Source organism: Embleya australiensis (assembly GCF_051903075.1).
Taxonomy (GTDB): domain Bacteria; phylum Actinomycetota; class Actinomycetes; order Streptomycetales; family Streptomycetaceae; genus Embleya.
On record NZ_CP182423.1, the window covers coordinates 59,027 to 71,399 of the forward strand.

A 12,373-nucleotide genomic window follows, 5' to 3' on the forward strand; every position below is an offset into this window, starting at 1 on the left:
CTCTCCCCTCCGTGTGTGCTGCTGAGACGGGTATTGCGGTTGTTCGACCCCAGCCCTTGACGTCGGCATGACGCCATCCTAGATTCCCGGAATCTAGATTACTTATCTAGATTGTTGATCGAGTCCGGAGTCGTCGCACCGTGCGGGGCGATTCCCGGGACCTGCCCCGACCGGGGAGCCGCCGGCGCCCCACCACCAGCGGCACCACTCGAACGGCCAGGACTGCGCCGCCACCAGTCCCGGCGTCCTTTCCTGAGGAGACGGCACATGGCAATCGCGCACGGCGCACCGGATCCCGCAGCCACGCCGACCGGTTCGACCCACGATCGTTTCGGCCAGGTCGAGGCGCGAGGGATCGACCGGATCCCCGAGGGCGAACGGCACGGCGACCCCCGGGAGCTCTTCAAGGTCTGGGCTGGCTCGAACACCACCTACCTGTCACTCCTGGTCGGCGGCATGCTCACGCTGCTGGGCCTCGGCATGTGGCAGGCGCTGGCCGCGGTCCTGCTCGGCAACCTGTTCTGGATTCCCGTCGGCATCCTCGCGATCAGCGGACCCGCGTCCGGGACGCCGAGCAGCATCATCACCAGGGCGATGTTCGGAGTCCGCGGCAACCGCGGCTACGTCGCGCTCGCGAGCTGGCCCGCGTACATCGCGTACGAGGCGGTCAACCTGTCGCTCGGCGCGCTCGCCGCGTTCGCACTGATCGACTTGGGCGGGATCTCCGACAACAGGCCGACGGAGATCCTCATCGTGGTGGCCATCTCGGCGATCACGCTCACTGTCAGCGTGTACGGCCACGCAACCATCGTGAAGCTCAGTGGGTACTTCACCGCCGTCCTCGCGGTCGTGATGGTCGTGCTGGGCGGCTTCGTCGTGGCCAAGGCGGACTTCCACTACACCGTGGACCCGGCGACCGCCCCGACCGGCACCGCGTTCTGGGCGGCTTTCCTGTCCGGCGTCGCGATCGTCGCCGCGAATCCCGTCGCGTGGGGTATCAGCGCCGACTACGCGCGCTACCTGCCCGCCGACAGTTCCAAGACGCGCGTCGCGGCGTTCACCGCACTCGGCGGATTCGTCCCCTCCGTACTCCTGGGCGTCATCGGCGCGCTCGCCGGCACCGTCGTCGACATGACCGACCCGCAGTCCTCGCTCAGGAACGTCGTGCCGGGCTGGTTCTACCCGGTCTTCCTGGTCGTCGTCGTCCTGGGCTCGATGACCAACAACATCCTGACCATGTACAGCTCGGGACTGGCGCTCCAGGCCATCGGCTTCCCGATCCGGCGTTCGCTCAGCGTGTTCATCGACGGAGCGTTGGGCGTCGCGCTGGCGTGCTACGCGCTCTTCATCGCCGACTTCACCGACACGCTGAGCAGCATCCTCCAACTGACCGTCGCCGTCCTGGGGCCAACCATGGCGATCTACGTCGTCGACATCCTGGCCCGCCGCAACGCGTACGACGGCATCGCGCTCCACGACGCCTCACCGGGCGGCACGTTCTGGTACCACGGCGGCGTCAACATCGCCGGGGCCGTCGCCCTGCTGGCCGGGACGGTGTCCGCGGCCTTGTGCATCAACTCCACCGAGTTCACCGGGCCGGTGGCGGAGTGGCTCGGGGGGGCGGACACCTCGTTGATCGTCGGCCCCGCCGTCGCCTCCGCCCTGTATGCCGTGCTCGTGAAGCGCCTGTACGGCGGCTTCTCCCGAAACCCCGCACCGGCGCGGCCCGCACCGGCCGACCGCACCGTGGTGTGACGTGCCGGCCGGGCCCGGGGCGCTGCCTGTGCGGCCTGGCCCGACCGCTCCAACCCGCAAGACGACAGAGACGAGAGAACAGCCATGAACTGGATCATGCCCGCGGAGACCGATCCGCAGGACCGCGTCTGGATGGCCTTCCCGGTCGAGGGCTACACCCTGGGCGACGATCCCGACTCGGCTGAGGAAGCGCGCCGCGCATGGGCCGAAGTCGCCAACACGGCAGCCGAGTTCGAACCCGTGACGATGGTCGTCGACCCGTCCGCGCGCGCACACGCGGCTCGGCTGCTGTCGTCCGAGGTCGACGTGGTCGAGGCCCCGCTCGACGACTTCTGGATGCGCGACTTCGGCCCCACGTTCGTCCTCGGCGAGGACGGACTGGCGGCAGTGGACTGGACGTTCAACGCCTGGGGCACGGCCGCCGGAGCCACCTGGGCCAAGGACGCCGAGATCGCCCGCTTCGTCGCGGCCCAAGCCGACGTCCCCGTGATCTCGTCCGTGCTGGTCAACGAAGGCGGCGGCATCCACGTCGACGGCGAAGGCACCGTCCTGGTCACCGAGACCGTCCAACTCGACCCGCACCGCAACCCCTTCGCCGACAAGGCACGCGTCGAAGCCGAACTCGCGCGCACGATCGGCGCCACGCACGTCATCTGGCTGCCGCGCGGGCTCGAACGCGACTACAGCAACACCGGCACACGCGGCCACGTCGACATCCTGGCCACGATCCCGTCGCCCGGCACGCTGCTCGTGCACCAGCAGCGCGACCCCGCGCACCCCGACTGCGAAATCACCAGGATGATCAAGGAGTTCCTGGCCGGCACGCACGACGCGAAGGGCCGGAGCTGGAACATCATCGACTTGCCCGCTCCGTCCGTCCTGACGGACGAGGTCGGCTTCGTCGACTACAGCTACGTCAACCACCTCGTCGTGAACGGCGGCGTCCTCGCCTGCGGCTTCCGCGACGAGGCGGCCGACGCCGAAGCACGGGACATCCTCGCAGCCGCCTACCCGGGCCGTCGGATCGTCACCATCGACGCGGTGCCCATCTTCACGCGCGGCGGCGGCATCCACTGCATCACCCAGCAGCAGCCGTCCGTGCCGGCCTGACCCGGCTCCGGGAAACGTCCGCACGTCGCGTCCCCGCCCACCGGGCGGGGACGCTTCGCGTTGCCGCCCCGGCACCCACGCTCCTCCCGACGCCGCCCGGCATCATCCGATCAAGCCATCCTGGAGACACACATGACTGACACCTTCGACGTGGTGGAAGCGAGCATCGCCGACCTTCGCGCCGCGCTGGAGAAAGGCGAGGCCACCGCGGTGGGGCTCCTTGAGGCCTACCTGGCGCGGATCGAGGCGTACGACCGGCCCGGCACGTTGACCGCGCTCAACGCGATGGTCGTGATGAACCCGGACGCGCGCGGCGACGCGGAGGCCTCGGACGCCCGCCGCGCCTGCGGCGAGACGCTCGGCCCGCTCGACGGCATCCCGTACACCGCCAAGGACAGCTACCTCGCCAATGGCCTGACCGCAGCTGCCGGTTCGCCGGCATTCGAGCACCTGGTCGCGCAGCGCGACGCCTTCGCCATCGAGCGGCTACGGGCGGCGGGCGCGGTGCTGATCGGCCTGACCAACATGCCGCCGATGGCCAACGGCGGCATGCAGCGCGGCGTGTACGGCCGCGCCGAGAGCCCTTACAGCGCCGACTGGCTGACCAGCGCCTACGGTTCCGGCTCCTCCAACGGGTCGGGCACCGCGACGGCGGCGTCGTTCGCCGCGTTCGGCCTGGGCGAGGAGACCTGGTCCTCGGGCCGGGCGCCCGCCTCCAACAACGCGCTGTGCGCGTACACGCCCAGCCGCGGGGTGATCTCGGTGCGCGGCAACTGGCCGCTCGTGCCGACCATGGACGTCGTGGTCCCGCACACCCGCACCATGGCCGACCTGCTCGAACTGCTCGACGTGATCGTCGTCGACGACCCCGACACGCGCGGCGACCTGTGGCGGTGCCAGCCGTGGATCGCGCTGCCCAGGCCTTCCGAGGTGCGCCCCGTCTCCTACCCGGCGCTGGCTCCCGCAGACGCCGCAGAGGCCGGCGCCGCACTCGTCGGCAAGAGGGTCGGCGTACCGCGCATGTACATCAACGCCGACCCCGACGCCGGGACCAATCCCGACGGCGGCATCGGCGGCCAGACCGGGCAGCGGATCGACACGCGGCCCTCGGTGATCGCCCTGTGGGACGCCGCTCGCCGCGACCTGGAGGCCGCAGGCGCCGAGGTCGTCGAGGTCGACTTCCCCATCGTGTCGAACTACGAGTCCGACCGACCCGGCGCCCCATCGCTGCCGACGCGTGGACTGGTGAGCCCCGAGTTCCTCACCCGCGAGATCCTCGACCTCTCGGCCTGGGCGTGGGACGACTTCCTGCGGGCCAACGGAGACCCCTCGTTGCCTGCGTTGGCCGACGTGGACGCCGCGCGGATCTGGCCCGACCGGAGCGGTGAACTACCGGACCGCTACGCGGGCCTGGAGGACGTGGTCGGCCAGTACCCGAAGCTGGTGCGCGACCATCCGTACGGGGCGTTCACCGAGATCCCCCACATCGAAGACGGGCTCTACGGCCTGGAGGAGACCCGCCGGGTCGACCTCGAACAGTGGATGGACGCACTCGCCCTGGACGCGGTGGTGTTCCCCACGGTCGCGGACGTCGGCCCGGCCGACATGGACGTGCGCGAGGAGTCCGCCGACCTCGGCTGGCGCAACGGCGTCTGGGTCGCCAACGGCAACCTCGTCCCCCGGCACCTCGGCATCCCCACCGTCACGGTGCCCATGGGCACCATGGCCGACATCGGCATGCCGGTCGGTCTGACGTTCGCGGGGCGGGCCTACGACGACAACGCCCTGCTCGGCCTGGCCGCCGCCTTCGAGGCCACTGGCGACCGGCGCACCGAGCCGTCGCGCACCCCGAGGCTGGCGGTGAGCTGACCCGACGCCCCTGTGTGCCCGGAGCGGGCTTCGAGGTCCGGTTCCGGGCGCACGGGCCGGCTGGTGTGTGCGCCCGGAACCGGGGATCAGGGGGTGATCCGGGTCCGCGGTAGGCGGCGTGGCCGGTGAGGGCCTGGCCGATGGCGAGAGTGTGGATCTCGCTGGTTCCCTCGTAGGTCAGGACCGATTCGAGGTTGCTGGCGTGCCGCAGCGGCGAGTACTCCAGGGAGATCCCGTTGGCTCCCAGAACGGTGCGGCATTCGCGGGCGATCGCAATGGCCTCCCGTACGTTGTTGAGCTTGCCGACGCTGACCTGTTCGGGGCGGATCCGGCCGTGCTCCTTGAGGCACCCCAGGTGCAGGGCGAGCAGCGGGACGTGCCCACGGACACGGCCATGTCGGCGAGCTTCTTCTGGGTGAGCTGGAAGGCGCCGATCGGCTTGCCGAACTGGACGCGGGTGTCGGCGTACTGGATGGCGGTCTGCAGGGAGTCGCGTGCCGCGCCGACCGCGCCGAACAGGATGCCGAAGCGCGCCTCGTTGCGGCAGGACAGCGGGCCGCGCAGGCTGGTCGCCTCGGGCAGGCGAGCCGAATCCGGCAGCCGAACGTCGTCGAAGTACAGCTCGGACGTCACGGACGCGCGCAGCGACGTCTTGTGCTTGATGTCGCGGGTCGTGAAGCCCGGGGTTCCGCGCGGCACGAGGAAACCGCGGACGCCTTCCTCGGTCTGCGCCCACACGGTGGCGACGTCGGCGATGCCGCCGTTGGTGATCCACATCTTGGCGCCGTTCAGGATCCAGTCCCCGCCGTCGCGGACCGCCCGCGTGCGCATCCCGGACGCGTCGCTGCCGAAGTCCGGCTCGGTCAGGCCGAAGCAGCCGATCGCCTCGCCGGCCGCGAGCCGCGGCAGCCACTCCTGCTTCTGTTTCTCCGAGCCCCACTTCCAGATGGAGAACATCGACAGCGAGCCCTGCACCGACACGAAGCTGCGGAAGCCCGAGTCGACGGCCTCCAGTTCGAGGCAGGCCAGGCCGTACGCGACCGCGTTGACCCCGGCGCAGCCGTAGCCGTCCAGATGCATGCCGAGGACGCCGAGCCTTCCGAGTTCGGGCGCGAGTTCGCGGGCGAAGTGCGCGTTCTCGAACCACTCGCCGATGTACGGGCGGACCCGTGAAGCGAGGAACTTCGCGACGGTGGTCTGGATTTCGCGTTCCTCGTCGGTGAGGACGCCGTCGATGTCCAGCAGGTCGAGGGGGTCGGTGAGGGCCTTGGCGCCGTTCATCGTGTGCTCCAGTAGCGGTGGGGGAAGGGTGGTCGGGACATCCGGCTCACGTGCCCAGCCAGTCCCGGATCGCGTCGGTGTGCTCGCCGAGCTGCGGCGGGCGCCGCTCGTAGCGCGCCGGTGTACGGGACAGGCCGATGGGATTGGCGACCAGGTCCAGCGGCGGTCCGCCGTCGACGATCGTGGCGCGCGGACCGAGGCCCAGCCCTTCGGCCAGGGCGAAGGCCTCCGCGATGTCGTTCACGGGTCCGCAGGGCACGCCCGCCGGGGTGAGAAGGTCGAACCATTCGGCGGCGGTACGGTGCACCAGACGCCGGGTGAGCAGCTCGGCCAGTTCGTCGACGTGGGCGACCCGGTCGGCGTTCGTCGCGAACCGGGGGTCGGTGGCGAGCCCGGGCAGCGCGACGCCCGGGCACAGGGCGGCGAACTGCCGGTCGTTGCCGACCGCGACCACCATCGGCCGGTCGGCGGTGGGGAACACCTCGTACGGGGCGATGGAGGGGTGCCGGTTGCCCAGGATCCCCGGGACCGCGCCCGCGAGGGTGTACCCGCCCGCCTGGTTGACCATGCCGGACAGCAGGCACGACAGCAGGTCGACCTCGACGTGCTGCCCCTCGCCGGCGGCGTCGCGGTGGCGCAGCGCGGCGAGGACGCCGATGGCGGCGTGCAGGCCGGTGACGACGTCCACCAGGGCAACGCCGGTCTTCACCGGTGCCCCCGGTTCCGGGCCGGTCACGCTCATCAGCCCGCCGACGGCCTGCACCAGCAGGTCGTTGCCGGGCAGGGCGGCGCCTTTGTCCGCGCCGAAGCCGGTGACCGAGCAGTAGACGAGCCGCGGGTTGACCGCCCGCGCATCCTCGTACGACCACCCGTACTTGGCCATGGTGCCGGGCCGGAAGTTCTCGAACAGCACGTCCGCCCGGCGGTCCAGCTCCACCGCCTGGCGGCGCCCTTCGTCGTCGGCCAGGTCGACGGCGAAGGAGCGCTTGTTGCGGTTCACGGAGAGGAAGTACGTGGACTCGCCGTCGACGTGCGGTGGACGCCAGGCGCGCGTGTCGTCGCCGCCGACCGGGTGCTCGACCTTGACCACGTCCGCGCCCAGGTCGGCCAGGTCGGCCAGGTCGGCCAGGTCGGCCAGGAGCATGGTGGCGTACGGCGCGGCCAGCACGCGGCCGAAATCCGCGACCAGGATCCCGGACAGCGGGAGCGGGAAGTCGGCGGTCACTGGGCCGCCGCCCGCGAGCTGCGCACGTACACCGTCTTGGTGGTGGTGAAGAACTCCCGTGCGGCGCGCCCTTGTTCCTTCGGACCGTAGCCGCTTTGCCTGGCCCCGCCGAACGGCACGTGCGGGTCGGCGCCCGCGGTCTCGGATTTGACGTGCAGCACGCCGACGTCCAACCGCTCCATCGCGTCCCCCACGGCCCGCAGGTCGTCGGTGAACACGGCCGCGGACAGCCCGAACACGCTGCCGTTGACGAGATCCAGTGCCTCGTCGTCGTTCCGGGCCCGGTGCACGGCCAGCACGGGACCGAACAGTTCGTCGCGCCACAGCGGGTCGTCGCCGGACAGCTCGACCACGGTGGGCGGCAGGAACGCGCCCTCGGCACGAGCGTCCCGGTACGGCTGACGGCCGGCGAGGACGTGCACGCCGGGACGCCCGGCGGCGGCGTCCACCGCGGCCTGGATCCCGTCCCGCGCCTGCGTCGAGGCGACCGGCCCCATCTGCACGCCGGCCTGGAGAGGATCGCCGACCCGCAGCGCCGACGCCCGCTGCACGATCGCCTCCAGGAACACGTCGGCGACCGACTCGGCCACGACGAGCCGGGACGTGGCGGTGCACTTCTGCCCGGTCGAGGCCAACGTGCCCGCCAGCACTTCGCGTGCGGCCAGGTCCAGATCGGCGTCGGCCAGCACGGCGGCGGCGTTCTTGCCGCCCATCTCGGTCTGGATCGGCCGGGCGAGCGCACCGCAGGCGGCGATCAGCCTGCGCCCCACCGACGTCGACCCGGTGAAGGTGACGGCGTCGATCCCGGGGTGCGCCACGAGCCGCCCACCGAGACCACCGTCGCCGATCAGCAGCGACAGCACACCGTCGGGCAAGCCCGCCTCGACGAGCGCTTCCGCGAGTCGCATCGCCAGCAGCGGCACCGTACTCGCGGGCTTCCACACCACGGTGTTGCCGTAGCCGAGCGCGGGTGCGATCTTCCACGCCGGGATGGCGACGGGGAAGTTGAACGGCGTCACGACGGCGACCACGCCCACCGGCCGGTGGACCACCTGGATCTGCTCGCCGGGCCGCGGCGACGCGAAGACCTCGCCGACCGGCCGGGCGGCCTCGCCCGCGCAGTAGCGGAGGATCTCCGCCGCCCGGCGCACCTCACCCACCGCCTCGGCGCGGATCTTCCCCTCCTCCCAGGCGAGTTCCCCGCCCCACTGCTCGGCCCGCGCGTCGACGACGTCCGCGGCCCGGGCCAAGATCCGGGCGCGCGCATGATGCGGGGTCGCCGCCCAACGGGGGAACGCGTCCCGCGCCGCCGCGACCGCCCGGTCCAGGTCGCGCGGCCCGGCCAGGCCGCCGACGGCCACGATCTCGGCGGGGCGCGCCGGGTTGCGGTCGACAAGTTCGGCGCCGTCCCCGGTACGCCAGCGGCCGGCCACCAGATGGCGCAGCTCCCGCACCGGGCGAGACCCGTCGGGCGCTGCGGAGCGGTCCCAGAGGTGCGGCATCGGCCTGCCTTTCGACGCGTGCCGCAGGGGCACGCCGGTGGGTGAGGCCGACATTGTGGGCGCGCCGCAGGCGGCGGCACGCCCGACGATATGTCGCGCACTCGGCGCCGGGAGCACGCCGATTCGTCGATGGCCGCGCCGATCGCCGCGGTGGTTGTTTCGGACGTCGCCTTCCCGACCCACCCGAGGATGTGCCGTGCCCGAAGCCACCCGACCGGCCGGCGGACCGTCGCTCCCGCAGGCCCGGCGGATCGTCACCGAGATCCCCGGCCCGCGGTCCCGGGAACTGCTCGCCCGGCAGCGCCGCCTGGTCCCCGCCGGAGTCGGTGCCACGCTCCCGGTGTTCGTCAAGGCCGCGGGCGGCGTGATCGTCGACGCGGACGGCAACTCATTCATCGACTTCGGCAGCGGCATCGCGGCGACCACGGTGGGCAACTCCGCCCCGCGGGTGGTGCGGCGCGCGGCCGCCCAGCTGGACCGGTTCACGCACACGTGCTTCCTGGTCAATCCGTACGCGTCCTACCTGGACGTGTGCGAGAAGCTCACCAAGCTTGCCCCGGTGCCGGACGAGCGGCGTACCTTCCTGGTCAACACCGGCGCCGAGGCGGTGGAGAACGCCGTCAAGATCGCCCGGGCGGCCACCGGGCGGCCCGCCGTCGTGGCGTTCGACCACGCGTACCACGGCCGCACGCTGCTGACGATGACGCTGACCTCGAAGAACCGGCCGTACAAGCAGGGCTTCGGACCTTTCGCCCCGGAGGTCTACCGCGCCCCGATGGCCTACCCCTACCGCTGGCGCTCCGGCCCGGAACGCTGCGCGGAGGAGGCCGCCGAGGCCCTGATCGACCTGCTCGACCGCCAGATCGGCGCGGAGAACGTGGCCGCCGCCCTGGTCGAGCCGATCCAGGGCGAGGGCGGCTTCATCGTGCCCGCCCCCGGCTTCCTGGCCAGGGTCGCCACGATCTGCCGGGTGCGCGGGATCCTGCTGATCGCGGACGAGGTGCAGACCGGCATCGCGCGCACCGGCCGGATGTTCGCGTGCGAGCACGAGGGCATCGAGCCCGACCTGCTGGCCACCGCCAAGGGACTCGGCGGCGGGCTGCCGCTCGGCGCCGTCACCGGCCGCGCCGAACTGATGGACGCGGTCCCGGCCGGCGGGCTCGGCGGCACGTACAGCGGCAACCCGGTCGCCTGCGAAGCCGCGCTCGGAGTCTTCGAGGAGATCCGCGAGCACGATCTGCTGCGGCGGGCCCGGGAGATCGGCGACCTCATGCTGGCCCGGCTCGGCAAGCTCCAGACCGCGCACTCGGCGATCGGCGACGTCCGCGGCCGGGGCGCGATGACCGCCGTCGAACTGATCGCGACCGACCGCGGCAGGGATGACGAGCCGCGTCGGGAGGCCGTGGCGGAGGACCAGCGGGAAGCAGCCGTCGGCGTGGTCGCCGACCGGATGCCCGACCCGTGGCTCGCCACCCGGATCGCCAAGCGGTGCCATACCGCGGGACTGCTGGTGCTGACCGCCGGAAGCCACGGCAACGTGCTGCGGTTCCTGCCCCCGCTGTCGATCCCGAACGCCTTGCCGCACGAATGCCTGGACATCCTCGCCGACGCCATCGCGGAGGAGACCGGCGCGACCGCCCGAGGCCGGGGTCCGGGGACGGCGTCCGCCGACCCGCTGCCGACGAATGCGTCAGCGAGCGTGCGCCGTCCCCGGCCACACGGCCAGCGCCAGCAGAAGCTCGGCGCGGACATGCGCGGAGTCCAGGTCGGCGCCGAGCACCGCCTGGATCCGGTCCATCCGGCTGCGCAAGGTGTGGCGGTGCACGCCGACCGCCGTCGAGGCCGCCTCCCACTGGCCGTGGTACTCCAGGAACACGCGCAGCGAGGCGAGCAGTTCCGCGCCGTGCGCACGGTCGTAGTCGCCCAGCGAGGCCAGTTTGGCCGCCGAGATCTCCTCGAGAACCGCACGGCTCGCCAGGGCCGTCACGAGCACCTGTCCCGCCAGCGACTCGAACCCGACCAGCTCGTTCCCACCGCGCGCCTGTGCGACGGCGGCGGCGTTGACCGCCTCGCGCAGGGCGATCGGGCCGTCCGCGGGCTGGTGGACGGCGCTGAGGCCGGCCCAGCAACGCGACCTGCCGCCACCCGCGACGCTGTTCGCGACGGCCTCGGCCGTCGTCGCCGAGTCGCCCGGCAGCAGCACCGCCGCGCTGCGGGCGCGGACCGCGCCGAACACCGGCAGCCCGCGCTCGGCCAGCTCATGGCCGACGACCTCCAACGCCCGCTGCGGCGAGCCACCGGACAGGAGAAGGACACGCACCCCGCCCCCGACCGGGAAGCCGGCATCGGCGAGGTGGGTGCGGGCGACCTGTGCGGTGACGACTCCGTCCAGCAGCATGCGCAGGAACAGTCCGTTCACGCGGTTCTGCTCGTCGCGCAGGCGCACCGGCTTCTCCGCCTCCAGCGCGACCAGCGACGCCGCGTGACCGAGCAGCAGATGGTCGACGGGAGTCAGCGGCCGCTCGCCGGCCAGCACGAGCCTGCCGTGGGCACGGGCCCCACCCGGACGCGTTGCACGGCCAGCACCCCGCGCGGCCCCGAGCCGGCGGCCGACGCCACCTGGTCCCGAGCGGCAGTTCGGCGAGCAGATCCGGTGCGGGCGGCGCGGCACCGGGCGGATGCGCCGCGCGCACCACGCCCGCCGCGTCCAGCAGGAGCACTGCGGAGCCCGTCGAGACGGCGAGTTCCCGGACGACGGCCTGTGCGCCACCGTGCAGCGCGGCGCGCGTCATCCGGGGCTGGGTCCGCGACGCCTGGACCACGTCTTCGTACTCGAGCTCGGCCAGGCGCTGCATCACCGCCTTCGTGATCGCCGCGAACGGGGTGGGAAGGGGCACCTCCAACACCGGCAGCCCGGCCGTCTCGGCGGCGGCCACGATGGCCTGCGGGACCTGCGGGTGCGTCAGCCCGCTGCCGAAACCGAGCGCGGCCACGCCTGCATCGGTCAAGCGCCGCACGTACGCGGCACACGCGTCGTCGGTCGCGGGCAGCCGCAGCCCGGTCGTGAGCAGCAGTTCGCCGCCGTCGAGCCACGGCGTGGGATCGGCCAACTCGATACTGTGCGCCCAGGCGACATCCCGGTCGAGCCCCTCGCGGCAGGCCAGCACCCGCAGCCCCAGCGCGCGCTGCCCGATCAACCACCGGATCGGAATGCCCATGCGCGTCAGCCCCGCACAGCGCGATGCCGACCATGCGGAGTCGCCCGGCCCACCGGCCCCCGCGCCGACCCGGCGCCCGCTGCGTTGCTCACGACGCCGATCCTGGCACACCCCCTGAACACGCCCGGCATGGATCCGGGCAGCCTGCGTGCTCATACCGCGTTGTCAAGCAGGAATCGGAGCGCAGCATCTTTCGGCGGGGACCGCACGGCGCTTGGCACAGGAGCCTCCGAAGGGACTGTCGCTGCCGTTTGCCCGGGTGAATTCCCCTGCGGACGAGTGATTCGGCTGCGCGCCCGGCCTCGCCGGCCCGGGGAGGCAGGCCGAAGGCGGCCAGCGCGGTCGAGGAAGCGCCGGTGCCGGCGGCCAGTGCGGTTGCGGCGTCGGCAGCGCCACCGCGGGGCGCCGTGCCG

Annotated in this window: 7 protein-coding genes and 2 pseudogenes; 4 read left to right on the forward strand and 5 right to left on the reverse strand. The window is 72.4% G+C overall.

What is annotated here, in order from left to right:
* Positions 1-267 precede the first annotated feature (267 nt).
* The 3 genes from ACMXN5_RS30605 (at position 268) to ACMXN5_RS30615 (ending at position 4,734) form a co-directional block, all read left to right on the forward strand.
* Positions 268-1,755 (forward strand): purine-cytosine permease family protein, encoded by a 1,488-nt coding sequence (locus ACMXN5_RS30605; protein ID WP_439678151.1) that lies wholly within the window; start codon positions 268-270, stop codon positions 1,753-1,755.
* Positions 1,756-1,839: 84 nt separating this feature from the next.
* The gene (locus ACMXN5_RS30610; RefSeq protein WP_439678152.1) at positions 1,840-2,865 is read left to right on the forward strand and encodes an agmatine deiminase family protein; all 1,026 of its coding nucleotides are present in this window, start codon (positions 1,840-1,842) and stop codon (positions 2,863-2,865) included.
* Positions 2,866-2,997: 132 nt separating this feature from the next.
* Positions 2,998-4,734 (forward strand): amidase, encoded by a 1,737-nt coding sequence (locus ACMXN5_RS30615; protein WP_439678153.1) that lies wholly within the window; start codon positions 2,998-3,000, stop codon positions 4,732-4,734.
* A gap of 106 nt (positions 4,735-4,840) precedes the next feature.
* Here ACMXN5_RS30615 and ACMXN5_RS30620 read toward each other — a convergent pair.
* The 3 genes and pseudogenes from ACMXN5_RS30620 to ACMXN5_RS30630 all read right to left on the reverse strand — a co-directional run.
* Positions 4,841-6,015: pseudogene (locus tag ACMXN5_RS30620) on the reverse strand (acyl-CoA dehydrogenase family protein); the annotation flags it as partial.
* A gap of 46 nt (positions 6,016-6,061) precedes the next feature.
* Positions 6,062-7,240: a CaiB/BaiF CoA transferase family protein gene (locus tag ACMXN5_RS30625; protein WP_439678154.1), complete on the reverse strand. Its 1,179-nt coding sequence runs from the start codon at positions 7,238-7,240 to the stop codon at positions 6,062-6,064.
* Positions 7,237-8,742, reverse strand: coding sequence for an aldehyde dehydrogenase family protein (locus ACMXN5_RS30630; RefSeq protein WP_439678155.1), 1,506 nt, complete (start codon positions 8,740-8,742; stop codon positions 7,237-7,239). The genes ACMXN5_RS30625 and ACMXN5_RS30630 overlap by 4 nt, the downstream gene beginning before the upstream one ends.
* 196 nt (positions 8,743-8,938) lie before the next feature.
* On the opposite strand from ACMXN5_RS30630, the pseudogene ACMXN5_RS30635 reads away from it, so the two are divergent.
* Positions 8,939-10,366: pseudogene (locus ACMXN5_RS30635) on the forward strand (4-aminobutyrate--2-oxoglutarate transaminase); the annotation flags it as partial.
* 66 nt (positions 10,367-10,432) lie between these two features.
* Here the strand turns inward: ACMXN5_RS30635 and ACMXN5_RS30640 are convergent.
* Both ACMXN5_RS30640 and ACMXN5_RS30645 read right to left on the reverse strand, forming a co-directional pair.
* Positions 10,433-11,062: a PucR family transcriptional regulator gene (locus tag ACMXN5_RS30640; RefSeq protein ID WP_439678156.1), complete on the reverse strand. Its 630-nt coding sequence runs from the start codon at positions 11,060-11,062 to the stop codon at positions 10,433-10,435.
* Complete coding sequence (locus tag ACMXN5_RS30645) at positions 11,001-12,116, reverse strand: PucR family transcriptional regulator ligand-binding domain-containing protein (RefSeq protein WP_439678157.1); 1,116 nt, start codon at positions 12,114-12,116, stop codon at positions 11,001-11,003. The genes ACMXN5_RS30640 and ACMXN5_RS30645 overlap by 62 nt, the downstream gene beginning before the upstream one ends.
* Positions 12,117-12,373: the final 257 nt, after the last annotated feature.